Source organism: Xylanibacter muris (assembly GCF_013166605.1).
Classification (GTDB): domain Bacteria; phylum Bacteroidota; class Bacteroidia; order Bacteroidales; family Bacteroidaceae; genus Prevotella; species Prevotella muris.
Window position 1 is genome coordinate 305,782 of record NZ_JABKKF010000003.1, and the last position, 25,405, is coordinate 331,186.

A 25,405-nucleotide genomic window follows, 5' to 3' on the forward strand; every position below is an offset into this window, starting at 1 on the left:
TTAACGGTAGTCAAGCAGCCTTATCCCTCCGGGTGTAGTCAGGGCTGTGAGGCTTATTTTAACCCTTTGACAACACCCCCACATCTGTATGATGAAAATCCACACGTTTTTAATTCTGAAAAGTCTATGCCCAATGCGCTAAAACTTTCCCTGACCACTAATCAATCCACATCCACAATGAACATGACTGATTTTCTTAATCTCCCCTTCGTGGAAGTCCTCAAACTTCTTGTGAGGGGGTCGGTAGAGGCGTATCTCTCCGAAAAGGAAGCATCTGCTTCAACCGATGCAGAGGCAGCGAAACCAGAATGTGAATCGCTCGACATGAACGGTGCGCTGGCTTTTCTCAATGCCAACGGCTATCCCATAAAGAGAGGACAGCTTTACAAGGAAACGAGCAAGGGAACAATCCCTTTCCAGAAATTCGGGCGAAAACTCCATTTCAAGAAATCGCAGCTGCTTGAATGGGCCGAATCCAAGCTGATAGACGGTAACGCCGTGGGTGTGCTTGTACCCGCCACCGTAGCACAGAAAGGGGGTAAGCGATGAAAAAAGAAGATACCGCCGAAAAGATAAACATTGGCAATCCTTTCCCTCTCGATGTACTCCCCAAGAAAGTGCGTGAAATAATCGACGAGGCAAACGTCACTCTCGGTTTCCCGAAGGACTATCTCGCCATGTCAATGCTCACGGCTATGTCGGCGGCAATAGGCAACACCCACAAGGTCGAATACAATACCTGCTGGCAGGAGTATTGCATTCTTTTCGTCGCCCTTGTAGGCCGCCCCGGAGCGAACAAGAGCCACCCTTTGAGTTTCGCCATGCAGCCGTTGATTGATTTCGACGCGGAGCAGTCGGCAATCTTCAACGAGGCGATGAAACGCTACGGGGCGGCAATGGAGCTGCCGCCGAAAGAGAGAGCCGCCAACGGCTACGACACCAACCCGGCAGAGCCGAGGCGCATACGGTTCACCTTGCAGGATGTAACCCCGGAGGCAGTCCACCGCATACTCTCGGAAAATCCGAGGGGGCTGTGCCTCTATGCCGACGAACTCGCCGCATGGTTCAAGAACTTCAACCGCTACAACAACGGCTCCGAATCCGAGTTCTGGATGTCGGTGTTCAACCACAAGGTAGCCATGTCCGACCGCAAGAGCAGCCAGAGCGGTGTGTTCATCGCCAATCCGTTCCTGTGCGTCATCGGTACGATCCAGCCCAAAGTGCTGGGCGAACTCGCCGCCGGAAACCGCAACGCCAACGGCTTCATGGAGCGTTTTCTCTTTGTAGTGCCGGATGACCAATCCAAAGTGAAATGGAGCAGCGAGAGAAAAACACCCTCATTCGACATCGTGGCGGCATGGCGTGAGGTAATCTTCAAGCTGACGGATATTGTTCCGGCAACCGACACCAACGGCAATGTAATCCCGGAGAACGTGCTGTTTGCACCCGAAGCGTTCGACCGCCTTGTCAAATGGCAGAACGACTACACCGACAAATGCAACGCCGAGGAAAGCGACACGCAGACCGCCATAGCGAGCAAACTCGAAATCTATGCCGTGAGGTTCTGCCTCCTGCTGGCTGTTGCGGATTGGGCTACCGGGGCGAAGAAGAAAAAGGCGATAGACACTGCCGTTGTCGAACGTTCAATCCGGCTGACGGAGTATTTCCGCGTGACAGCCGCAAAGGTGCAGGGCATAATCGGCGAGGACGGATTGACCGATGTGCAGCTTGCCGTGATGTCGGAACTGCCCGACACGTTCACCACCGCCGAGGGCGTTGCCATCGCCTCCAAAAACGGAATGCCGGAACGGACATTCAAACGTTTCCTGCGTGATAAACGGGGCGTTTTCTTCTCGCGCGACAGCCACGGCACATACACAAAATTCTAAATTTACCCTTGACATTTTTGGCACTTTGGCATTTTCACCCTCACGGGCGATTGTGCCAAAATGCCGAAAGTGCCACGAGTGTATCCCTAAATTTGAAATGATGAAATCAAGTTTTTTTCTCGGTGTACCACTATACCCGTTACAGTGGTTTACCGCCCTGCGACCCTTATACGGGGAGCAGTTCCATCCGTGCTGCCGCGCACGGAAATTACAGCCATGCGGGAAATTCCTTAGCATATTAGGGAATTTTTCGAGCCGCATTGTCTGCGACAACGCTAAAAATATCCCCAATATGCCAAAGGGTGACATCCCTTTGGAAACCCCTCAACGGCTTAACATGAAGCCGTACACTCCAATTGCTCCGCAACAAAAACTCGTTCGCCTATGAGCTATGCAGTGTTCCACATCATCAAGGCTAACTCGTCTTTGAACTCGATAGCCAGGCATATCGAGCGCACCTCCCATCCCGACAACGCAGACCCGGAGCGGACGCACCTCAACCGCTACGGGCTGGTCGAATATCCCGACGGGATAACCGGGCTTGCGGCTGCTGTCGAACACCGCATAGCCAATGCCGGGATAACCCGGAAAATCTCCGACCGGCAAGTACGCTGCCTCAACATGGTGATGACCTCCGACAACGAGGGTATGCAGAAAATCATCGACGCCGGAAAATTCGACCAATGGATAGCCGACAACATCAAATGGGTTCGTGACACATTCGGCAGTGACAATGTTGTCGGCGCAGCCCTGCACATGGACGAGCGCACACCGCATCTCCACATAGCGGTCGTTCCGATTGTCACAACCGAGAGAAAGAAGAAAGCGAGGGAGGCGGCGGTTAAGAAGCGTTACCGCACCAAGCCGACCAACCGCCCCCGGCTGTGTGCCGACGACATAATGGAGCGTAAGGCGATGAGCCGTTACCAAGACCTCTATGCCGAGGCAATGGCGAAATACGGATTGGAGCGAGGCATCCGGGGTTCGGAAGCACGGCATATCGACCAACACGAATATTACCGCCAATGCCAGCGCGAGAAAGCCGGACTTGAAAAGGATGTCGCCGAACTCTCCACCGAGAAAAAGAAGCTCGACAAAGAGAAGAAATCATTGGAGAGCAAGGTCGGTCATCTTGAATGTCAGACAATCGCCCTCGACGCTCAACGGAAACAAATGAGAGTGGTAAACGAGGAAATGCGGCAGGCTAACAGCGAACTCTATTCGGAACACACCCGGCTGACCGAGGTAAATTCTTCTCTCGCCGCCGAGAACAAATCGCTTGCCGACACCAATGCCGGACTTTCGGAAGAAGCCTCAAGGCTGTCGACACAGCGGGAGAATCTTGCAGCCGACACCGAAAGGCTGACCGCCGAGAAAAAGGCATACGAGGCGCAGACCACCGAGGCACGGCAGGAGGCTGAAACCGCCATGTGTGAGCGTGATGAAGCCAAAGCCGAGCGCGACGCACAGCGAAAGGAAGCCGTCAGCAACATCGCCAACATCTTCACCGGGAGCAAGACCAAGCGGCTTGAAGCCGAGGTTGCACGGAAAGACAATGAAATCCGGGAGCTGAAAGACCGAGCCGAGGCAATGGAGCAGGATTTTCGCCGTGAGATGTCCAACCTCTCCGACAGCCTACGCAGACAAAAGGAGAGTGAGGCTTCCACAATCCGGATACACAACTATCTGGAAACCGACCTCAACACATTCTTCCCCGATGTGCTTCCGATGTTGGAGGCGGCGAGGGAATGCCGTGAGGTCGGTTTGTCGGACACTGTAACCCGTGCTTTGCTTGACCAGAAAACGCGATATTTCAAGGAGGGAGCCACCATCCATTCGGAAACATACCGTCAAGATTTCGATGTATCCAACGCAGAGGTGCAAATCAAGCGCAGCCCCACGGACAACAAATTTCACCTCCACATCAACGGCACCCGTGTGTTCCAATGGCTCAAAGAGCAATGGCAACGCCTAAAACAAACGTTCAGCCGAGGTATTAGACGCTGATATAACAAGACCGCCGAGAAAAATTCATTCTCGGCGGTCTATAACAATAATTTAGGACCTTTTTACATACGGCTCTTTTCATTTTCTCCGGCTCCCGTACCACGATATTTAGAACGGGTGGTATTGAATTTATATCTTACAGCAAATCGTATTGAGCGACTTTCAAACTGATTGTAGGTATAAGTCATTATATCTCCGCTATACATTGTAGTTCTGTCGGGATAGTTGTTCAACAGGTCAGTTGCATACAAGGTAAGAGAAAGATTATTGTTGAGGAATGATTTACGCACCAACAAATCAATTTTATTAGTTGGTTTCATAAATGTATTTTGTCCATTGCCAGCAGTCGTGAATTGAAAATCCGCTCCCAAAGTCCAATTCTTCGGCAAAGAGAAAAGGTTTTCAAAAGTGAACGAGAAGAACGGTTTTCCAAGGGATAATTTCTCACCCCGATATGTTGTGGTATAAAATTGTTTCATCATACCGATGACAGGTTGAGGCTTCCAACACCCAATTGTCGGCTGTGCGCCAATGGCTACTTGCAGTTGCGTGTAATGTGGCACATTTTCAAAAGACATCACTTTTACAGCCGAATCATCTTTATATGCGCTTGTTTTCCAAAAGATAGCATCAGTTTCGTGATTGACCGATACTTGGGTGAAAAAATATTTCCACATACCCATCAATTGGAACATATACATTTTAGTCGGCTGCAACTTTGGATTACCACATTGATAGGAAAACCGATTGATGTATTCGATGCCTCCATCAAGTTGTCGGTAGGTTGGACGACGTGTCTTGTTGGTGAACGAGAAAGAAAGATTTACTTTATTGATTGGTGCGCTCAAAGAGAACGTCGGAAAGAGATTGTTGTAGTCTTTCGACTGGTCTTTTTGAAGCTGATTGTTTTCAAAGTATTTATAATTAACGTGTTCATATCTTAGCCCTGCCGAAATATTAACCACTCCGAATGTCTGCGATAAGGAGGCAAATGCAGCTATGTTATCCTCATGAATGTCAGTCAATGAATTGTCAATTGGCGCGCCATCATAAGTATTCGCATAGTTCAATCTGGAGTTGGTGTATTCCTCGCCTAACTCAATACTTCCTTTCCAGACCGGGTACGAAAGGATTAGTTTTTCCGCCAACAATCGGCTTTTCTTCAACCCTGCCGATACGATATGTCGGTCATCATCCGGGTTATTTGCATTGGTTTCAAATTGATCATCGCTTCTATCACCCCTTGATTGTGTGAAATCCGCATTAAAATCCACATCAAGTTTTCCGAAAGAGCCATTGTAATACAAGTTTGCTTCCTGCACAGGTCTTACAATGCCCTTGTTCAGCCAATCATAAGATATTTCATCGGAAGATGTCAATTCCGATTGGGTATAAAGGCTGACATTGGATATTCCGTAGGAGTGAACATCATCCCTCTCTCGGCCTATGCGGTAGTAGGCTCCTATGGAATGGTTTTCCAAAAATTGATAGCTGAAACCAAGTTTACCATATAAATTATTTGCCTTTACATCGCTTTCCGCATTTATAAATTGATGAAGAGTATTATCCCCATAGGTCAGCATTTCAGCCTCATTTTTATTATTTCTTTTGCCGAAATAAAAATATCCATTACCAAATATTTCCAATCCGTTATGACGATAATTCAGTGATATGTCCGTTGTATTCCGGGCAAAATGTGAGGCTGAAATTTGGTCATAGAGATTTGCGCCGAAGCCTTCGCCTTTAGGCGGTATGGTCTTGATTCTTATAACGGATTGCACTTCCGATGAATATTGTGCGCCGGGATTCGTTACCACCTCGACGGAACGTATATTTTCAGAACTTAGTTGCTGCAATTCAGTCGAACTCCTTACGAGTTTACCGTTGATGTATATAAGTGGTGTTCCTTTTCCAAAAACGGTAAATGAACCATCGGATTCGCTCACCAACGGAAGATGTGACAGAACATCGTTTGCGGTTCCTAACTTGGACAGCACACTATTCTCCACACTTGTTACCATTGCGTTTCCTTTGAGGCGCGTTGTCGGCAGATTGGCTTTGACAACTACCTCGTCGAGCATTACGGAAGATTCTTTCAGCGTGATTGTTCCGAAATCGCCTGTCGGTGCAATCGGCGCAAGATAATCCTCGTAACCCACCATAGCTATTTTAATCTTATTGGCGGAAGAATACGGCTGTTCAAAGACGAATATGCCGTTATCATCAGTTACGACCCCACTGACAAATGTGCTGTCTTTGAGAAGAACCACGTTGGCAAACGGAAGAGGCTCTTTATCCGTTCCTACGACTAAGCCCTTTAATGCTTGAGCCGATACTGACAGCGACATCAAGCAAAGAAGAATGAATGTGATTGATTTACGCATATTGTGATGTACTATTTGAATGCAAAAACGTGAGCCAACTATGCCACGTCGTAATTGGAGGTCGTAGGAAACCTGTCGTGCAGATGTAACAATAGTGACCCACGCATATGCGTGAGAACCACTATGCTATCATTGCACGCTTGAAAAGTTCCTACGTTTCCAATTACAAGATAAGCATATTGCTTCTTATTTTACCAAAATGTCTGGACTGACCGCAGCCAATCCGACTGCAAAATTAACGATTTTTTCTCAATGCCCGGTGTTTCCAAGCCTCAAATCCTCGGAAAATCCATCGAAAGAAAGTCAATTAAATAAAACAAACACCTCTTAAAAATCCATAAATCGAACCTCGAAAATTCGATTTATCCAACTAATTAGTACAACATTAGTACAATATATAATTTATAATCCACTGAATAATAATATATTATCTTCCATGAGAAAGGATAAGGTATGCCCTTCGTGTTCTATCGGAATAAGCTGAACTTCCGGCACAGGGTCAAGTCGTGCCTTTATCATTTCACTGATAAAATCAGCATCGGCTTGTGGATTCTCCAAACCTACAATTACACCGTCATCATTCACTCCATAAAACAAACTGCCACCGTCCGTATTGGCAAATGCCGACACGGATTTAAGCCATGACTTTACTTTCTTACGTTCCAGCATTTCCTTGAAATCGTAAGCCGAGCATTCCGCTATCAATGTATTGTTATGTATTTGCATAGTTTCCTTATTGTTGTTCGGGTATAACATCCCAATATCATATACAAAGGTAAGGATAAAACCGAAGAATCTGTTAAAAACATCGCTTTCTTTTGATTTTTATGCGTTTACATCTCTTGTTTATGAATAAAAATCGTACTTTTGTGAGCAAGAGCGTGTGTTGCTTATGGATGCTTATTTTCGGGTTTGCGTTATATTTGCAACACGTGTACGCAAGTCGCTGATAGATATATCATGTTGATTTTGAGGAAGTCAAATGATTCCGATAAGGAAACAGATAATAAACAATAAGCAAAAGCGTGCTGCTCTGGTGGGTTGCACGCTTTTGGGTTTATAGGATTCATGGTTTCTATGGGCTTTTTTATCTCTTATTTGCGACATGTCTTATTTGGCGATAAGATACACTTAGATTGATATAAACCATTTAAAACGAGAAGAATATGTCAAGAGGAAATTACACTATTCAAAGAAGTTGCGAGGAGTGCGCAATATTAAAGTCTGTCGGGCTTTGACTAAAGAGTATGTCTGTTTCTGTTAGTAGTGTGAGGTATGAAGGGCAGAATCCTTTGTGCATTGATTTATCGGTATGTAAAGAACAGTATCAGTATTTATAGAAAAACAGGAGTAAAACCAAAGAAATGTACAAATGACCATTTGGAAGAAATTATCTGCCACTCTTACTCTTGATTTTTCTTTCATAAACGGCTTCTGGTTCTGCCGCCATGAGTGCGTCATTTGTATCTTGTAACTCGTATGTTCTTATTTTCCTGTCTTCAAGAAAAATATGATTCAATGTATAAGCTAATGCCTCAAATGTTTGCATGCGAACTTTAGGTTTTAATTGACACTCCCAAATTGTAATGCAATGCCAGCCCATAGTAGCAGGTTGGTATTGCTCTTTTTTATCTAGTTCCTTATTCCTTTTTATCTTGTTTGACCAAAAATCAATGTTGGTTTTAGGTAAACGGAAATATCTGCAATTATCATGACCATGCCAAAAGCAACCATTCACAAAAATGACAGTCCTGTATTTGCGAAGCACCAAATCGGGATGACCGGGAAGACGTGGATGATTCAGCCGATAGCGGAAGCCACGGCTAAAAAGGAACTTCCGAACCAGTAATTCAGGTTTTGTGTTCCTTCCTTTTATTGCGGACATACAACGATGGCGCTGTTCTTTAGAGAGCTTGTCCATGATAAGTTTCCCTCTTTAAACCATAAGATAATTATAATGCATTTAAAATATGGCTTATTACTATTATTGGAGCAACAATCAAGTGATGTTCTGCAAATGCGTAAGCACTTGCAAGAATAGCTCTCTGTTCTTCTTCGGTGAATATCTTGATTTCCTCTGCTAAACATTCGAGTTCTTGCATTTGAAGTGTTTTTTGTTCTTATGTTCCAATAGAATAGAAACTTTTTCCTGTTCATTTGCAGTAAGGGCTTCTGAGTATTTTTGATTCTTGCGTTTCACTACATTGTACTTTTCCATATAGGCTACGACTATACAAAAATATCCGACAACGATAGCGAATATCAATACTGCATGAAATCTGATTTTAGTTGGCATGTCAGTTTGCATATATATAATCGCAAGCCATAGTAGCAACCAGCACAATAAGCGTTACACCAACGTACATTGTCTTGAATTTAGCTTTGGAACTTATCAGAGCTACGCCAAGCAATAAGGCTATGGCTAAAGCTATGAGCAGAGTAAAGACTAATATGAATATTGCCATGTGATTCTATTGTTTATGGTTTAACAATTATGCGCCAATAGCCACCATGGTCAGCTCCTTCACGAGACAAAATACCCATAGAACGAAGCTTTGAAATATGTTTTTCTACGGCTCGGGAGCTTATTCCTATTTTATAGGCCATTGCTTCTGCAGACATTGATGGGCCGGAAATGACGAAATCAATAATCTTTTGTGCGGTTTTTCCAATGCTTTTAGATTTGTTTTTCGAATCTCCGAACTTTCTTGCGTAACACCAAAGGTTTTTACCGAACATTCTTCGTTTACAGGATACTTTTTGGGGGTACTATTTATTCTGTAGGCTACTTCTTCAACAGGTATTCTTCCATTTTCGTTCCAGTTTAAATTATAGAACGTGGTGTAAAAAGAGGTCGCTTCCGTTTGATATTGCGGTTCTTTTCCTTGCAGGAAGTTGGGTAGTTTCTCCGTAAACTCTCGCATTTTGCGTAAACCGGAACCACGTTTTTGTTTTTTTATGCGTTTATATCCCGGTATTCATTAGAATGCTTCATGCTTTTGCAGTCAAGGCTGTGGTTGCTTATGGATGCTTATTTTCGGATTTTCGATATAATTGTAATACGTTCAAGAAAGTTGCTCATACATGGATTATGTTGATTTTGAGGAATGTATTTGTGTGGGAAAGTTAGCATAGGACTTGAAATTTCCTGTTACTATAAGATATCTGTTATAATAATGCAACGCATGCATGTGTATTGTGAATTTAGGATACGGTTATGAGCAATTTCAGTCAGGGTATCTGTATAGATATTACGCGGTCAATTATAATAGAGAATATCTGTCACAACCGATGATTATTGTCTGAAAAACGATATCCGACAGTCCGAAATTATCAAGAACCGCCTTGTTTCCATAAAAAAACACAAATTAAACAAAAAAACACGACAAATGTTTTCGTGTATTGAAAATTAGTATTATTTTTGTTATTGAGAGTTCATTGAAACGTTAACCTATTATGAAAAAGAGACAGGCAATAAATATAAGATTTATTACTGAAGAATGTCCGAGGCTATAGCCTGCCGGAGCCGTCCGCAATAACCTTTTGAACAATCCAAGTACAATCCGCTCCCTTTACCTGTAATAATGGAGGATTATGTTTTCCATGATGTCTCTCTTACCTGACAAATATCGACAGGCATTAAGGTCCTATATGTGAAAATGCAACATGGAAGTCTTGTGCCGGCCTAAAAATAACATCATTATTAATATCTGAAAATGCTATGAGAAACAGAATTCTGTTCATTGCCATGACAGTGGTATGCTGCATGGCCGGAAAAGCCCAAAGGACGCTTTTCTATGAATCATTCGACAAATGCAACGGACAGGGAGGTAACGACCTCACATGGGACGAGTCGTCTGTAAGTGTGATAGACAAGGACCTTCATTTGGACAATCCGTCATGGACAATAAGTAACGTCTCACCTTATTACAGCTCACAAGGGTTCATGTGCATGAGGGTTGGCGAGGGAACGAAGAACGGCAAGGCTTCCTCGCCTGTGTTTAAGAACATGGAGCGGAATGCGGTGCTGTATTTTAAGGCAGGCGGCTTCGGACAAAAAGGCAAGGGGATAAAAATCCTGGTAAAGAACGGATATGTGTCAGGAACAAAGCGCTCGTCAGACACTACAGTGACAGCTCCCGGAGGAATGTTTTCCGATTTCGTTGTCCCCATAACGAAAGCCGAGGGAGTGTCCGGCTCTCCGTACGTCATTTTCGACAGTGCGGAGCCGAATATTAAGAACAGTTTCTATCTCGATGAGATAAGGCTTGTCGAATATCCCGGGAACCAGACACCGACAAGGATTACCTTTGGGGAGAACAGTGACGGGACGACCATCGACAACGGTACGTTAAGGATAACGGACGACGTTGCCTTCATATCACCGAGGGCGACCCTGTGCGGCTATGGCATGAAAGACGTCAGATATAAAAGCGGCAACAGTAATGTGGCTGTCGTCGACGATGAAGGGACAGTGACGCTGAGATCGTTCGGGACAACAGAAATAACAGCGTATTTCAACGGCACAGAAAGCCTTGCCGCGTCAGAGATGAGCTACACAATTGACTATGACATGTCAAAACCATCCACCGGTGTCTCATTCACAAGCGTGAAGGGATCTTTCAAGAACGCACACGGCAGCAGCATAATGCAAAGATACACGGATTTTATCGGTGACGACGGAAACATATACACGTTCAAGGACAGCGCCACATTCAAGGCCATTGCTGGCGAGGACAACTCCCCACTGGTGATGCACATATCAAAAGGCAACCTTACATCACCTTTATTCAACTACAGGAACGGATATACCGTAAAGGTGACATATTATGCGAAAAACAACTCCGTTCCCCTGAAAATAAGGTCAGGAAACGAAGAAAGCGTCTGGTATGAGAACGGTCCCAAATCGAGCGCATGGGGAACCGGATATACGGCGGTATTGAATGTCACGGATACATCCCAACCTTTCAGGATAACCGCGGCCGAAAGAGGCACATACATCAGCAGGATAGACGTCATACCGATACCCGTCGCGCTGTGCCTGGACGAAAAGGAGGATGTCTGTATCCCCTGTCCGGAATATGCGGACGTAAGGCTTATAAGAAGCCTGTCAAACACATATTGGAACACGTTCTGTGTTCCGTTCACAATCTCTTCCGACCAGGTCAGGAGCGTCTTTGGCGACGGCACGGTGATTTCCAGGTTCTCCGGTATGTCGGAAGACAGGAGCGTCATGAATTTTACACCGTCTGAAAACATCGAGGAAGGTGTGGCATATCTTATAATGCCGGAGCGCAACGTTGTGAATCCCGAGTTCGTGAAGGTGACTGTCGGGACAAAAGGCGTGAATCCCGAAGCCGGCCTTACAGACGGATACGGATTCAGAGGAGTATACTCCCCTTACTCTCTGCAAAGCAATGAGCTGTTCATAACAAAGAGAGGCACATTGAGCACAGCGGCGCAGGGAAAGAACATAATAAGCGGAATGAGGGCTTTTGTCGTCCTGCCGGACATTGGGCTTGTGAGGTCAATGAGGTTGAGCATCAACGGGAACGATACGTCCTTGAGCGACATTTATGCAGGAGACATCACTACTGCCACCGGAGACGGAGGAATATATAATCTGAACGGGGTACGTATGGCAGGGACGGAAGATTCTGAACTCTTGCGACATGGCCGTGCAAACAGAGGCATATATATAATAAACGGAAAGAAATTGATAATCAGATAAAAGACCGTTCCATGAAAAAGTCATATATAAAACCACAAATAACAATAGTGGAGCAGGAATTTGAAAATCATATTCTTGTAGGTTCGTTTATCAGGGAAGACGGTATCGACTGCTCTCGGAAATGGATTGAAACGGACGGAGACGCGGATGAGGCGGCGGCCAAATGGTACAAAGGAAACAATTCGTTGTGGGATGAATGATTGTTTATATAAGGGAACAGCCGGATTAAGTTTGCATATAAACTTAATCCGGCTGTTCCCTTATATGAAGTATACTATTGTTTTTGCGGATTATTTTAGATAGTCTTCAAAATATTGGGTGATACGTTCGTGAAGATGTACACTTTTGTGTCCCATCATATTGTGTCCCTCACCCGGATATGCAAAGAAGTCTGGTTGGGTTCCGGCTTCAGTGCAGGAATTTATAAACTGCAGTGCGTGTTGCGGCACAACGGTCGGATCGTTCATGCCTATTATTATTTGAAGTTTGCCTTTCAGGTTTTCTGCCTTATTGAGAAGGCTTGTCTGTTCATAGCCTTTGGGGTTGCTTTCAGGAGTGTCCATGTAGCGTTCACCGTACATTATCTCGTACCATTTCCAGTCTATGACAGGACCACCGGCCACTCCGACCTTGAATACGTCCGGATAGTTTGTCATTAGTGAAATAGTCATAAACCCTCCGAAACTCCATCCGTGTACTCCTATTCTTTCTGTGTCTACGTATGGCAGCGACTTCAGATATTCGACTCCCCTCATCTGGTCTTTCATCTCTTCCTGGCCGAGGTGGCGGAATGTAGCCTGTTCAAAGGCAAGTCCCCGGTTTTCGCTCCCTCGGTTGTCGAGAATAAAGAGCAGGTAGCCTTTTTGAGCCATGTAGGTTTCCCATGAACGGCTCATATAGTGCCATCTCGCATCTACATTATGTGCGTGTGGCCCTCCGTATACATATATGACGGTCGGATATTTTTTGTCGGGATCGAATCCCACGGGCTTGACCATCCTGTAATAAAGGTCGGTTGTGCCGTCATCAGCCTTTATTGTGCCGCATGAATATTCCGGCACGTTATAGCCTTTCCAAGGGTCGGGTGCACAGAATATCATGTTTCGCCTGGCGGTGGTTGTATTGACTGTTTCTATATTGCGCGGAACATCCGGCTCGCTGTATTTGTCATACAGCATAGTGCCTGTTTCCGACAGGACTCCATAATGTACTCCACGGCCGTTGTCAAGCCCGGTGCGTTTTCCGTTGGAAGTGTTTATTGAGAAAATGTTGCTTTGTATAGGGCTTTTCTCGTTTGACAGGATTATGATGCTTTTTTTTCTTTTGTTGTATCCAATCAGTTCCTGTACGACAAATTCACCGCTTGTAAGCTGTGTGGTTTTCAGGTGTTGTCTGTATTTCACCCCATATCCCGTTTTGTGGACTTCCGGATATACTTGTGTTTTTGTATCCATTACATATAAATGGTTGTATCCGTCGCGCTGACTTTGTATTATGAACTTGCCGTTGTCCCACGGAAGGAATTCTATTGGGTGTAGTGGTTCGACGTATTTGTCGCTGATTTCCTCATATATAACATTTTTCTTGTTGCCTGTTGTTGCATCGTAGCTAACAAGCTGCATTTCGTTTTGGTCGCGGTTCAGTTCCTGAATATATATAGTTTTTGAATCTGGGCTCCATGCTATATTTGTGAAGTAGCGGTCGGTCGGGTCACCGGTTTTCAGATAGATTGTTTTTCCTGACGTCATATCGTATACTCCAATGGAAACCTTATGGCTTGTCATTCCGGCCATAGGATATTTGTCAGGCTCGTATTCTGCCACTCTTGTGAAAGTGTTCACCTGCGGATAGTCCGTTACCATGCTCTGGTCCATGCGGTAGTATGCGAGGTGTAGGCCATCCGGACTCCAGAAGGTGCCGGTCATTATGCCGAATTCGTTGCGGTGTACAGCTTGTCCGTAGACGATCTCGCGTGAGCCGTCGGAGGTGAGTTTTACGGATTTCCCGTCGCTATCGGTAACATAAAGCTGGTTTTCTTTTACGAATGCTACGGCTTTTGAGTTACGGTTCCAGTCACTGTATGTCTCACCGGTACAGTTCTGTTTCCATACTATTTTCTTTTTCATCCAGTCGAACAATATTCTTTGTTTACTGTTTCTGAGCAGTGCGAGAGGTTTGTCGGAATATGGGAACTTTACGTTCATTGCCGAATGAATTTTGTCTTCAGACATAAGCTTGTTGACCTCATCGAGTGTGATTATGGTCTGTCTGTTTCCGTTCTTTAAGTCTACAGTCCCGAATTCTTCGGCATCTTGATACATCAGTTTGTCGCCCCACCATGTCAGATACATATTGGCAGGTGACATGTTCCGGTAGTTGTTTCCCCCGAAATTAAGGTCTTCGAGTGTGAATTGTTTCAACTGTTCGGATGCTGTCGTCTGTGTATTGTCCATGCTGTTGTCTGTTTGGGCTGATGTAGCAGTGGTATATGCCAATGCCGCCATGAGTATGGCGGCATTTATTTTAATATTAATCTTCATGGTTGAATCTGTTGCTTCTGTTGTTTTTTCTGCTGTTCATATCCGGCCGTGGGTTTCTGCCCGGTTTTTGTGTCCGGTCGAATCGTTTTCCGCTCCGGTCGAAACGTTCGTGTCCTCCGCGGTTGTCACTGTCGCTGTATTCTTTTTTTCGTCTTCCATATCCGTAGTCACGGTTGTCGCGGAAGTCTTTTTTCCTGTTCCAGTCTTTGAAATCGTTGTCTCTGTCTTCTCTTTTGGAGCGTCTTGATTTGTCATTACGTATTTTCTTATCCCCGTAATTGTCATGTTCGGTGTCTAAATAATGACTGTGGAATTTGAAAGAACGAATGTCGTTTTCTTCATTCTCCTCGCTTTCTTCAAGCCGCTTCTTAAATTCCCTTTCTTTCTTGAAGCGGTGTTTTTCGGCCATTTGTCTTTTTTCTTCCTCTGTTTTTACTATACCGCCTTCGCTTCTGAATTCTTTCAACTTTCCGTTGAATATCTGATATTTTCTGAACTCACATTCCAGAGAACCGTTATAAAGAGGTATCTTTATTGACGGTTTCAATCCTATTTGGTCGAAGCATTCCTCACGATAACTCAGTACCCATGCCTCATTGTCGAGGAATTGATGTTTAAGCCGTTCGCCAATCATCTTGTATGTGGCGAGAAGGTTTGGAGTGGATATGCGTTCCCCGTAAGGCGGGTTTGTGACGATGATGCTCTTTTCCTGCGGCTGTGTGAAATCTTTGAAATCAGCCTCGTTTACTGTGATGTCTGCAGACAGACCTGCGGCTTTCACGTTAAGTCTTGCCTTGCTTACAGCCTTTATGTCTATGTCATATCCGTATATGTGATGTTTGAATTCTCTTTCCTGGGAGTCGTCGTTATATATTCTGTCGAAAAGCTCTTTGTCGAAATCGTACCATTTCTCAAATGCAAATTCCTTTCTGAAGACTCCCGGAGCCATGTTGTGTGCTATGAGGGCTGCTTCTACAAGCAGTGTCCCTGATCCGCACATCGGGTCGATGAAGTCGGTATCTCCGTTCCATCCGGTCATAAGAATCATTCCGGCTGCAAGCACCTCGTTCAATGGTGCTTCCACGCTTTCCTGTCTGTAGCCTCTTCTGTGAAGGCTTTCACCGCTTGAGTCAAGAGACAGTGTGCATTTGTCTTCCGCTATGTGCATGTTGAGACGGATGTCGGGATTTGCCACACTGATGTTGGGACGTGTTCCCATCTTCTCTCGGAACTGGTCCACTATGGCGTCCTTCACCTTATATGATACGAACTTTGAGTGTCTGAACTCTTCGGAGAACACAACGGAGTCAACGGAGAATGTCTTGTCAATCGTGAGATAGTCTTCCCAATTTATCTTTTTAACCTCTTCGTATACATCTTCCGCAGATTTTGCCTTGAAATGGCGTATCGGCTTAAGAATCCTGATGGCTGTGCGTAGTTGGAAGTTTGCACGGTACATCAGTTCTTTGTTTCCTGTGAACGACACCATGCGTCGTCCTATCTGCACGTTGTCTGCCCCTAATTGTGTCAGTTCCTTCGCCAGTACAGGTTCCAGTCCCATAAACGTTTTGGCGATAAGTTCAAATTCCTGTTCCATTTTTATATTATAGTATTTGCTTTTCTATTCTTTCTTGAATTTCTTACTGTTAGGTCTGAGGTCTTCCGTCACCCAGATGTTTGCTCCGACCACAGAACCTTCTCCGATTGTGATTCTTCCGAGGATGGTGGCATTTGAATAGACAATCACGTTGTCTTCAAGTATCGGATGTCTTGCTATTCCCTTTATTGGGTTGCCGTTGTCATCGAGTGGGAAACTCTTTGCTCCCAGTGTCACTCCCTGGTAAAGTTTCACGTTGTTGCCGATGATACATGTCGCTCCGATAACCACTCCCGTGCCGTGGTCTATCGTGAAGTGATGTCCGATTTGTGCACCTGGATGTATGTCTATTCCTGTTTCCGAGTGTGCCATTTCCGTTATTATTCTTGGGATTAGCGGTACTCCCAACGTTAGCAGTTCATGTGCAATCCTATAATTAGTGATGGCTTTTATTACGGGATAGCAGGAAATGACTTCTCCCATGTTTACGGCTGCCGGGTCTCCATTGTATGCTGCGGTAACGTCCGTGGCCAGGATTTTTCTTATTTCAGGTAGTTTTGAAATAAGTTTTATGGCTGTTTGTTGGGCTTTGCCGTAGCATTTCATTCCGTCAGCCTCAGGACAGTCCTGGCATGAGAAACACAGCCCGGCCATAATCTGCTCTGTAAGCAGCTTGTATAGCCGTTCGATATTCACTCCGATGTGGTATCGTATTGTTCTTGTGTTTACTGATGATTTTCCAAAATACCCTGGAAAAATTATAGTACGCGAAATGTCTATAATTTCCTCAAGAGCCTTGCTTGAGGGTAGTGGCTTGCCTTCGCGGTGCTGATGAAAAAGCCCCTTCAGAGATTCCGGCTCAGCCAGTTCTTCTACTGTGTGTGTCAGAATATTTGTGAAGTTAAGAGAACTCATCTGTTGTTGTCGGTACTTTGTTTTGCTTGGATAACGCCAGTCTCTTGCGCTGTCAGGCGTGCAGTGTATAACATTTGTGTGACATGGATGGTATTATCATGTTGCAAAGGTAATGTAATTTGAATTTACAGCAAAATTATAATTAAGTTTTTTTTAGGTATTTAACGTGAGTTTGAGAAAATATGACTGATTGAAAAAACAACGGTCGGCAATTCATTTTATGAATTTGCCTAAAGGAAGGCGGACTGTGACAGGCGAACGGCAAATGTTAAAAGTGTATTTAGCCTGAATACAGAGTGTATTTAGCCTACATACACTGTGTATCTGGCCTATGTACAGAGTGTATTTGGCCTAAATACACTTTAAGCATTTGTATTCTGTCATCCGCAGGTATATCGGTCCCGGCTAATGAATGTGCCGGTTTGGACTGCCGCTATCCTTATTATTGGAAATCATGCACGGCAGTTTATTATGTGTTATGATATGTCTCCAGTCGGGAACTCTGGTCTTTGCCAGTATAATGTTTTCTTTTAAACAGTATTTTGCAGGGTTGAAAAATAAAGTGTGTTAAAAAGTTTTCTGTTTACATAATTAATTTATAATTTTGTGAGCGCAGAAAACAAACATTGCAAAGACTGTGATGATACAGACTATTGGTAGGGCAAAAAGGTTTTCCCCAAACAGTGAGGAAAAGGATGCCGCCATTTTGAAATGTGTGGGCAATATGCTCTCAGATAAAGGCTACACTGTCGGCTTCTCATGTGAAAGTGGCATGAAGGTCGATGACGGGGCTTCTATATATGTTTCAATGGGGCGTGAGGATTCCACATTGGAATTTCTCAGGCGGAAGGAGAGGGAAGGCTGTCTTGTCGTGAATTCCTCATACAGTGTTGGGTTGTGCTGCAACCGACGCAGGCTTAACCGCGTTCTTTGCAATGCAGGTATTCCCCTGCCTCCGGAAAAAGGAAATAACGGATATTGGCTTAAACGTGCAGACGGGGTGGCGGAGTGCCGTTCCGATGTGAAGTATGCCGTAGATGCAGATGCCATGAGAAAAACATATTCGGAAATGCGTGCCTGCGGAATATCGGATATAATAGTTAGCGCACATGTGGAGGGGGATCTTATAAAGTTTTACGGAGTTAGAGGCACAGGTTTTTTCCGTACCTATTATCCGGGTGATGACGGTATATCTAAGTTTGGTGATGAATGTATAAACGGTATTCCTCACCATTATTGCTATGACCGTAATTGGCTCTGTTCCTTGGCTGAAAGGGCGGCGGAGGCGGTTGGACTGGATGTTTATGGCGGTGATTGTATAGTTGGCAGTGACGGAGATATAAGGATTATAGATTTTAATGACTGGCCGAGTTTTTCACGTTGCCGTGACGAGGCGGCTGAAGCCATAGCCGATAGAATAACATATTTGGTTGAAACCGTAAGAGCAGGAAAAAGTCTGCTGCAGAAACAAATTGAAGAAATACAGAAATAATGATTAAGGCTGAAACTATAAAGGGGCTTATATTTGATTATGGCGGTACGCTTGACACAGGCGGCTGTCATTGGGGAAAGGTTATATGGCATTCGTACGAACGTCAGGGAGTGCCGGTTTCTGAGGCGGTGTTTCGTGACGCATACGTTTATGCAGAACGCCAGCTTGGAAAGAACCCGATAATACAGCCTGACTATACCTTTAAGAAGACGCTGTCTGTAAAGCTCCGTATACAGATGGAACATATCTCAGAACATACAAGTGGCTTCGTGCCTGGAGAATGGCATGGCAAGGTGCTTGATGATATTTATGCCGCAACCCGGAAGCAGACTGCAGTAAGCAGACATATTCTTCGGCAACTGCATGACCGGTATCCTATGGTACTTGTGAGTAATTTTTATGGGAACGTGTCTACTGTTCTTCATGAATTTGAATTTGACGGACTGTTCTCCGAAATCGTTGAATCTGCCGTTGTGGGCGTCCGTAAGCCCGACCCGCGTATATTTACACTCGGTGTGGAGTCTCTCGGACTGAATCCTGACGAGACACTTGTGATAGGCGACAGCTACGATAAGGATATTCTTCCGGCTACCAAGGCAGGTTGTCGGACGGTATGGTACAAAGGAGAGGGGTGGACGGATGAAGAACCGGACGGTGACTGTGCGGACAGTATTATTACCGATTTGAAAGATTTATTATACACATTATTAAAATATAATTGTAATGAAACAGACTAATGTAAAGCCGGCAGACGGCAAGTTAGGTATCATGGTGGTAGGTAACGGTGCCGTTTCCACCACTTTTATGACTGGTGTACTCATGGCTCGCCGTGGACTTACCAAGCCCGTAGGCTCCATGACGCAGTATGACAAGATACGCGTGGGCAAGGGTGATGACAGAAAATACCTTAGTTACAGCGAAATCGTTCCTATTGCAAAGCTTGATGATATTGTATTCGGCACATGGGATGTATATCCGCAGAATGCCTATCAGGCGGCAATGTATGCAGAGGTTCTTAAAGAGAAGGATATCAATCCTGTGAAAGACGAATTGGAGAAGATTGTTCCTATGAAAGCCGCTTTCGACAAGAATTATGCAAAGCGTCTTGACGGTGACAATGTAAAGGATTGCAAGGACCGTTGGGATATGAAGGAGCAGCTGCGCGAGGATATCCGTAAGTTTAAGGCGGAAAACGGGTGTTCACGTATTGTTGTTCTTTGGGCTGCATCGACGGAAATATATGTTCCTGTTTGCGAAGAGGTACATTACAGGCTTGAAGATCTCGTTGCGGCCATGAAGGCCGATGATCGCGAGCATGTGGCTCCTTCAATGTGTTATGCAATGGCAGCCCTTGAGGAAGGTGCTCCGTTCATTATGGGTGCTCCAAACACGACTGTAGACATCCCGGCAATGTGGGAGTTGGCGGAAAAGACAGGTATGCCTATCGCCGGTAAGGATTTCAAGACCGGCCAGACATTGGTGAAGAGCGGTTTTGCTCCCATTATCGGTACACGTTGCCTTGGTCTGAACGGATGGTTCTCCACAAACATTCTTGGCAACCGTGACGGTCTTGTGCTCGACGAACCGGCAAACTTCCGTACAAAAGAGGTGTCAAAACTTTCAACACTCGAGACTATCCTCAAACCGGATGTGCAGCCCGATCTTTACGGACACGGCAACGATGAGGACACGCAGTACTATCATAAAGTGCGTATCAACTATTATCCGCCGCGCAATGACAACAAGGAGGGATGGGATAATATCGACATTTTCGGCTGGATGGGCTATCCTATGCAGATAAAGATAAATTTCCTCTGCCGCGATTCTATTCTTGCTGCGCCGTTGTGTCTCGATCTCTGTCTGTTGAGCGACCTTGCCGCACGCGCGGGACGCTATGGCACACAGCGTTTCCTCAGTTTCTTCCTCAAGTCACCAATGCATGACTATACAAAGGGGGAAGAGGCTGTAAACCATCTTTATCAGCAGTATACCATGCTCAAGAATGCCATACGCGAAATGGGCGGATATGAGGCTGACGAGGAGATTGACTGATTAGTTAATATGTATAAGGCGGGGATAAGTATTGTATGATTATTCCTGACAAACTATATTTTCATGTATATTATAGGGAGCGGTTCTGAAGCGGACTGCCCCTATATTTATCGCTTACCGCTTTTTTGTTTTTTTGATGATGCAAATGCCGGGAATTATCTGTAGTTCCTAAGGCTGTCGGTTGTGAGATTGCATACAGATGACAATTGTATTGTCTTACTTATAATGTTTTTTTTGATGGTGAAGTATTTGGAAAAGTTCAGAATAACATATATAGTTTTGTTGCTGCTGATGTTTGCCGTTCGGTTGAATGCACAGATAACGGGCAACATCCTTGATGACGAGACCGGTGAGAGCATTCCGTATGCGAGTGTGACTTATCGTGGTCATAACATTGCAGTGGCGTCAAATATAAACGGATATTTTTCTATAGAGCGGCATGACGGATGGCAGCTTACGTTCAGCGTGGTGGGATATGTATCAAAAACCGTAACGGTAAATGCAGGCATAAAGAACTCATTGACTATACGTCTGAAACCGGATAACAAGACTTTGAAGGAAGTGACCGTCAGGACAAAACGCAGCAGGTACAGCCGCAAGAACAACCCTGCGGTGGAACTTATGAAAAAGGTTATTGCCGCGAAGAAAAAGACAAATCTCGACAACCGGGACTATTATCAATACAACAAATATCAGAAGATAACGCTGGCGTTCAACGACATCACTCCGGCAAAGCTTGAGGAACCGAAACTGAAGAGCAAGCCGTGGCTTATATCGCAGATAGAGAAATGTCAGTATAACGACAAACTGATACTGCCGCTTTCTGTTGATGAGACAGTGACTCAGATTCTATATAGAAAGCATCCAAAGACAGAGAAAAGGATTGTGAAAGGACAGAATTCGTCCGGTGTGAACGATTTGTTTCAGACCGGAGATATTCTCACAACTACTCTGAAAGACGTGTTCACCGATGTAAACATATATGATGATCAGGTACGTCTGCTGCAGTATCCGTTTACATCACCGATAGGCAAGGATGCAATAGGTTTCTACAGATATTATATAATGGATACTCTGTTCGTTGACCGTGACAGGTGTATTCATCTTCATTTCCTGCCAAACAACCAACAGGATTTCGGTTTCAGAGGTGACATTTATGTCATGGCCGATTCTTCATATCAGGTGAAACGCTGCGAGCTTACAATACCTAAAAAGAGCGATGTGAATTTTGTTGAGAATCTTAGGGTGCTTCAGGAATTCAGGCAGTTGCCCGACAGCACTTGGGTGCTCACCCAGGATGATATGGTGGCTGAGCTTAAGATTGCGAGCTTTATCCAGAAGGCTATTGTGATACGTACCACAAGAATGAGTGACTATGCTTTTGACGAGCTTCCGCGTCAGCTGTTCAAGGGTAAGGCACCGGAGGTGAAGGAGGCGAATGCCATGATGAGAGGCGACGATTTCTGGAAAGAGTACAGACAAGTCAGCCTTACCAAGGGAGAGAGCAGCATGGACGCCTTTGTTCATAACTTAGAGCAGATAAAGGGATTCAAGTATATTATATTCGGTGCAAAGGCATTTATCGAGAACTTCGTGGAGACAGGCAATCCGAGCAAGGTGGACATAGGGCCGATAAATACTATGGTTTCGAACAATGGTATAGACGGTTTCCGTATGCGTGCCAGTGCTCAGACTACGGCAAACCTCAACAAACATTGGTTTTTCAGCGGATATTACGCACACGGTTTCGAAAGTCATAAGAACTACTACAAGGGCGAGGTGACATACTCGTTCAATAAAAAAGAATATTTGCCGCGTGAATTTCCAAAGCGGACGCTTACATTCTCGTCCACATACGATGTGGCTTCGCCATCGGACAAGTTTATGCGTACCGATAAGGACAATGTTTTCACTTCATTCAAGTGGACACAAGTAGAAAAAATGATGTTCTATAACCGGCAGGAACTTTCATTCGAGCGCGAGGAGGACTGGGGATTCAAGACCACTGTCGCATTGAAGACAGAAGAGAATGAAGCCTGTGGCGACATGTATTTCATTCCTCTTGGCAAATATAGCGGATCTATGGCCGACGGGACACAGCTTTCTCCGGCTGATATGCGTGCTATGTCACGCAGGATGCGTACGACGGAGGTGCGCGGTGAGCTGAGATTTGCTCCCGGTGAGACATATATCAACACCAAACAGCGCCGGTTGAAGATAAATCTTGATGCTCCTGTGTTTACGATAAGCCATACGTTAGGACTGAAGAACGTGCTGGGAGGGGATTATAGTTATAATTATACCGAAGCAAGCATATACAAGCGTTTCTGGATGAACAGCTGGGGTAAGATAGACTGTTATGTGCGTGGAGGCATTCAGTGGGAGAAAGTTCCATTCCCGTTGTTGTGCATGCCGGCCACCAACCTTTCATATATCATTCAGGACCAGACGTTCCAACTTATAAATAATATGGAGTTTCTTAACGACCGCTTTGCCAGTGCGGAAATAAGTTGGGATCTTAACGGAAAGATTTTCAACCGCATTCCGTTACTGAAGAAGTTGAAATGGCGCGAATACATAGGCTTCAAATGTCTGTGGGGGGAACTGTCCGACAAGAATAATCCTTATCTTCCGCAAAACGCGGACAGTCCGATACTTATGCATTTTCCGGAAACAAGCCATGTGATGAATCCCAAGGAGCCGTATTACGAACTTTCGTTGGGCATACACAACATTTTCAAGATTGTACATGTGGAATATGTACGTCGTTTGAATTACAACGACTATCCGGGAGTACATAAAAACGGAGTGCGTTTTATGATACGCATGACATTCTGATGTGGCATAGGGATATGTATGAATTATGGTTCTGAATTCCGCGGTATAATTATAATGTGGATGGAATTGTTAAAGAAAGATTGGAACGGACAAGTTTCCTTCCAATCTTTCTTTTTTCTGATTAATATTGTGTAATTTTGCCGGCCTTATTATATACTAAGGAAGTAATAAAATAATGAAATTTGCTATTATTGCCGCAGGCGAGGGCAGCCGTTTGGCTGCCGAGGGCATAGAGATGCCCAAGCCTTTGGTGGAAGTCGGAGGTGAGTCGCTCATCGACAGGCTCATACGTATATTCATGTCGAACAATCCGGAGGAAATTGTTGTTATATGTAATGACCGGACAGCAATGGTAAGCCGCCATCTTGTTGACTTGCAGCAAAATGGGCTGAAGGGGCGTCCCGTTCCGTTACGTTTTCTTGTAAAGAGCACTCCGAGCTCAATGCACAGTTTTCATGAAATAAGCCGTTATCTCGGCAATGGGCCTTTTGTTCTTACAACGGTTGATACCATATTTCTTGAGGATGAGTTCACCCGTTATGTAGAGGCGTTTGAGGAAGGGCTGAGCATAGGAGTTTATGACCGGTCTATAGACGGAATGAGTCCTATCGACGGTATGATGGTGGTGACGGATTATATCGACGACGAGTCACCGCTTTATGTCGAAACGGATGCAGGTGACACTATTACCGGCTTTCTTGACAAGTCTGATTCATGCCGCTATATTTCCGGTGGGATATATGGCCTTACTCCTACGGCAATAAAGACACTTGACAGATGTATCAGCCGCGGCGAGAGCCGTATGCGTAATTTCCAGCGCGCTCTTGTGGCTGACGGGCAGTGTTTGAAGGCATATTCCTTCAGCAAGGTTCTTGATATAGACCATGTCGGAGACATAGCAAAGGCGGAAGAGTTTCTTGCCGGACAGAATAAAAAAACGATAACTACAACAAGATAGAAATGAAGAACAGTACATTCAGGAAATTACTACGTGAGTCTTTCAAGTCAGACGACACAGAGGAATGGCTTGACGTGCATTTTACGCGTCCTATAGGACTTGCCTTTGCACTTATGTGGAGGCGTCTGCATGTCCATCCCAACTTTGTCACTTTATTGGGAATCGTGCTTGGTGCGGCAGCCGGTGTGATGTTTTATTTTGTGGATATTTGGTACAATGTTGCGGGTGTGGTTCTTCTTATGTTTGCCAATTTCTGCGATTCTACCGACGGTCAGCTTGCCAGACTTACAGGTCAGAAAACCCTTGTCGGACGTATCCTTGACGGATTTTCGAGCGATGTATGGTTTTTCTTTATATATATGGCCATTGTGCTTCGTCTATGGAATGACCCTATTCCGTTCACTGATTTCAGTTGGGGTATACTCGGTTTTGTGATGTGTGCCTTTGCCGGTTTTGTGAGTCATACCAACCAGTGTCTTCTGTCTGATTATTATCGTCAGATACACCTTTATTTTCTTTTGGGAAAGAATGGCAGCGAGCTTGACGATTCGAAGACGCAGTGGGAGGTGTTCAACTCGCTTCCTAAGAAGGGAGCTTTCATGCAGCGCACGTTCTATTACAACTATGCTAAATATTGTGCCAGACAGGAACGTCGTACACCAAAGTTCCAGGCTTTTTTCAAGAACGTGAAGCGCGAATGGCCAAATGCGGAAGATATGCCGCGTGAGTTGCGTGAAGAGTTTCGTGCAGGTTCGCTTCCGTTGATGAAATACACCAATCTGCTTACTTTCAACGCACGTGCCATAACGCTTTATCTTGCGTGTCTGCTGAACGTGCCGTACGTATATCCGCTTGTAGAAATATTTGTGTTTTTCATCATGTACACACACATGCACAACAGCCATGAGGCATTGTGTGAGAGATTGGACAAGAAATATTTTCGTTAAGTTCGGGCATTGGCGGTTGAATATGTACCGTCGGATGCCGGATGCTTGTTGATAG

Annotated in this window: 18 protein-coding genes and 2 pseudogenes; 11 read left to right on the plus strand and 9 right to left on the minus strand. The window is 44.9% G+C overall.

What is annotated here, in order from left to right; translation table 11 throughout:
* Positions 1-183: 183 nt before the first annotated feature.
* From HPS56_RS05285 to mobV, 3 genes are all read left to right on the plus strand, one after another.
* Entirely contained in the window at positions 184-549 is a 366-nt protein-coding gene (locus HPS56_RS05285; protein WP_128717272.1) for a helix-turn-helix domain-containing protein, read from the plus strand.
* Positions 546-1,889, plus strand: coding sequence for a DUF3987 domain-containing protein (locus HPS56_RS05290; RefSeq protein WP_128703269.1), 1,344 nt, complete (start codon positions 546-548; stop codon positions 1,887-1,889). Before HPS56_RS05285 ends, HPS56_RS05290 begins: the two co-directional genes overlap by 4 nt.
* 384 nt (positions 1,890-2,273) lie before the next feature.
* A complete protein-coding gene (gene mobV / locus HPS56_RS05295; RefSeq protein WP_128703271.1) occupies positions 2,274-3,896 on the plus strand; it encodes a MobV family relaxase in 1,623 nt (540 codons plus the stop codon).
* 62 nt (positions 3,897-3,958) lie between these two features.
* On the opposite strand, the gene HPS56_RS05300 is transcribed toward mobV, so the two are convergent.
* The 6 genes and pseudogenes from HPS56_RS05300 to HPS56_RS05320 all read right to left on the minus strand — a co-directional run.
* Positions 3,959-6,280: a TonB-dependent receptor domain-containing protein gene (locus tag HPS56_RS05300; protein ID WP_128703273.1), complete on the minus strand. Its 2,322-nt coding sequence runs from the start codon at positions 6,278-6,280 to the stop codon at positions 3,959-3,961.
* A 447-nt stretch (positions 6,281-6,727) separates the two neighbouring features.
* Positions 6,728-7,006, minus strand: a pseudogene (locus tag HPS56_RS05305) (AlbA family DNA-binding domain-containing protein); the annotation flags it as partial.
* Positions 7,007-7,670: 664 nt separating this feature from the next.
* On the minus strand, positions 7,671-8,201 hold the full coding sequence (locus tag HPS56_RS05310; protein ID WP_172275017.1) for a very short patch repair endonuclease: 531 nt from the start codon (positions 8,199-8,201) through the stop codon (positions 7,671-7,673).
* Positions 8,202-8,232: 31 nt separating this feature from the next.
* Positions 8,233-8,382 carry a hypothetical protein gene (locus tag HPS56_RS13525; RefSeq protein WP_369800271.1) on the minus strand — a complete coding sequence of 50 codons (150 nt, stop codon included), beginning with the start codon at positions 8,380-8,382 and terminating at the stop codon, positions 8,233-8,235.
* 195 nt (positions 8,383-8,577) lie between these two features.
* On the minus strand, positions 8,578-8,745 hold the full coding sequence (locus tag HPS56_RS13305) for a hypothetical protein (RefSeq protein ID WP_253952386.1): 168 nt from the start codon (positions 8,743-8,745) through the stop codon (positions 8,578-8,580).
* A gap of 13 nt (positions 8,746-8,758) precedes the next feature.
* Positions 8,759-9,231: pseudogene (locus HPS56_RS05320) on the minus strand (AAA family ATPase); the annotation flags it as partial.
* 770 nt (positions 9,232-10,001) lie between these two features.
* Here HPS56_RS05320 and HPS56_RS05325 point away from each other — a divergent pair.
* On the plus strand, positions 10,002-12,011 hold the full coding sequence (locus tag HPS56_RS05325) for a hypothetical protein (protein WP_172275021.1): 2,010 nt from the start codon (positions 10,002-10,004) through the stop codon (positions 12,009-12,011).
* Between the two features lie 11 nt (positions 12,012-12,022).
* Positions 12,023-12,211: a hypothetical protein gene (locus tag HPS56_RS05330; protein ID WP_172275024.1), complete on the plus strand. Its 189-nt coding sequence runs from the start codon at positions 12,023-12,025 to the stop codon at positions 12,209-12,211.
* A 90-nt stretch (positions 12,212-12,301) separates the two neighbouring features.
* On the opposite strand, the gene HPS56_RS05335 is transcribed toward HPS56_RS05330, so the two are convergent.
* From HPS56_RS05335 to HPS56_RS05345, 3 genes are all read right to left on the minus strand, one after another.
* Positions 12,302-14,464, minus strand: a complete 2,163-nt coding sequence (locus HPS56_RS05335) for a S9 family peptidase (RefSeq protein ID WP_216655761.1) — start codon at positions 14,462-14,464, stop codon at positions 12,302-12,304.
* A 76-nt stretch (positions 14,465-14,540) separates the two neighbouring features.
* Complete coding sequence (locus tag HPS56_RS05340; RefSeq protein ID WP_172275031.1) at positions 14,541-16,148, minus strand: THUMP domain-containing class I SAM-dependent RNA methyltransferase; 1,608 nt, start codon at positions 16,146-16,148, stop codon at positions 14,541-14,543.
* Between the two features lie 24 nt (positions 16,149-16,172).
* A complete protein-coding gene (locus HPS56_RS05345) occupies positions 16,173-17,063 on the minus strand; it encodes a serine O-acetyltransferase (RefSeq protein ID WP_172275034.1) in 891 nt (296 codons plus the stop codon).
* 640 nt (positions 17,064-17,703) lie between these two features.
* Here HPS56_RS05345 and HPS56_RS05350 point away from each other — a divergent pair.
* The 6 genes from HPS56_RS05350 to HPS56_RS05375 all read left to right on the plus strand — a co-directional run bounded on the left by HPS56_RS05350 (position 17,704) and on the right by HPS56_RS05375 (position 25,350).
* Positions 17,704-18,555, plus strand: coding sequence for an ATP-grasp domain-containing protein (locus HPS56_RS05350; RefSeq protein ID WP_216655760.1), 852 nt, complete (start codon positions 17,704-17,706; stop codon positions 18,553-18,555).
* Entirely contained in the window at positions 18,555-19,292 is a 738-nt protein-coding gene (locus HPS56_RS05355; protein ID WP_172275037.1) for an HAD family hydrolase, read from the plus strand. Before HPS56_RS05350 ends, HPS56_RS05355 begins: the two co-directional genes overlap by 1 nt.
* The gene (locus HPS56_RS05360) at positions 19,279-20,607 is read left to right on the plus strand and encodes an inositol-3-phosphate synthase (protein ID WP_172275041.1); all 1,329 of its coding nucleotides are present in this window, start codon (positions 19,279-19,281) and stop codon (positions 20,605-20,607) included. The genes HPS56_RS05355 and HPS56_RS05360 overlap by 14 nt, the downstream gene beginning before the upstream one ends.
* Positions 20,608-20,844: 237 nt before the next feature.
* Positions 20,845-23,445, plus strand: coding sequence for a DUF5686 and carboxypeptidase-like regulatory domain-containing protein (locus HPS56_RS05365; protein ID WP_172275045.1), 2,601 nt, complete (start codon positions 20,845-20,847; stop codon positions 23,443-23,445).
* A gap of 175 nt (positions 23,446-23,620) precedes the next feature.
* Positions 23,621-24,403: a sugar phosphate nucleotidyltransferase gene (locus HPS56_RS05370; protein WP_172275049.1), complete on the plus strand. Its 783-nt coding sequence runs from the start codon at positions 23,621-23,623 to the stop codon at positions 24,401-24,403.
* Positions 24,404-24,405: 2 nt separating this feature from the next.
* Positions 24,406-25,350 carry a CDP-alcohol phosphatidyltransferase family protein gene (locus HPS56_RS05375; protein ID WP_172275054.1) on the plus strand — a complete coding sequence of 315 codons (945 nt, stop codon included), beginning with the start codon at positions 24,406-24,408 and terminating at the stop codon, positions 25,348-25,350.
* Positions 25,351-25,405: the final 55 nt, after the last annotated feature.

Coding starts and splice junctions, on each gene's coding strand:
- HPS56_RS05345 (WP_172275034.1), bottom strand. CDS start 17,063: ATGAGTTCTCTTAACTTCACAAATATTCTGACACACACAGTAGAAGAA.
- HPS56_RS05375 (WP_172275054.1), top strand. CDS start 24,406: ATGAAGAACAGTACATTCAGGAAATTACTACGTGAGTCTTTCAAGTCA.
- HPS56_RS05360 (WP_172275041.1), top strand. CDS start 19,279: ATGAAACAGACTAATGTAAAGCCGGCAGACGGCAAGTTAGGTATCATG.
- HPS56_RS13305 (WP_253952386.1), bottom strand. CDS start 8,745: ATGGCAATATTCATATTAGTCTTTACTCTGCTCATAGCTTTAGCCATA.
- HPS56_RS05340 (WP_172275031.1), bottom strand. CDS start 16,148: ATGGAACAGGAATTTGAACTTATCGCCAAAACGTTTATGGGACTGGAA.
- HPS56_RS13525 (WP_369800271.1), bottom strand. CDS start 8,382: ATGCAAGAACTCGAATGTTTAGCAGAGGAAATCAAGATATTCACCGAA.
- HPS56_RS05325 (WP_172275021.1), top strand. CDS start 10,002: ATGAGAAACAGAATTCTGTTCATTGCCATGACAGTGGTATGCTGCATG.
- HPS56_RS05335 (WP_216655761.1), bottom strand. CDS start 14,464: ATGGACAATACACAGACGACAGCATCCGAACAGTTGAAACAATTCACA.
- HPS56_RS05300 (WP_128703273.1), bottom strand. CDS start 6,280: ATGCGTAAATCAATCACATTCATTCTTCTTTGCTTGATGTCGCTGTCA.
- HPS56_RS05310 (WP_172275017.1), bottom strand. CDS start 8,201: ATGGACAAGCTCTCTAAAGAACAGCGCCATCGTTGTATGTCCGCAATA.
- HPS56_RS05330 (WP_172275024.1), top strand. CDS start 12,023: ATGAAAAAGTCATATATAAAACCACAAATAACAATAGTGGAGCAGGAA.
- HPS56_RS05370 (WP_172275049.1), top strand. CDS start 23,621: ATGAAATTTGCTATTATTGCCGCAGGCGAGGGCAGCCGTTTGGCTGCC.
- HPS56_RS05365 (WP_172275045.1), top strand. CDS start 20,845: ATGGTGAAGTATTTGGAAAAGTTCAGAATAACATATATAGTTTTGTTG.
- HPS56_RS05350 (WP_216655760.1), top strand. CDS start 17,704: ATGATACAGACTATTGGTAGGGCAAAAAGGTTTTCCCCAAACAGTGAG.
- mobV (WP_128703271.1), top strand. CDS start 2,274: ATGAGCTATGCAGTGTTCCACATCATCAAGGCTAACTCGTCTTTGAAC.
- HPS56_RS05285 (WP_128717272.1), top strand. CDS start 184: ATGACTGATTTTCTTAATCTCCCCTTCGTGGAAGTCCTCAAACTTCTT.
- HPS56_RS05290 (WP_128703269.1), top strand. CDS start 546: ATGAAAAAAGAAGATACCGCCGAAAAGATAAACATTGGCAATCCTTTC.
- HPS56_RS05355 (WP_172275037.1), top strand. CDS start 18,555: ATGATTAAGGCTGAAACTATAAAGGGGCTTATATTTGATTATGGCGGT.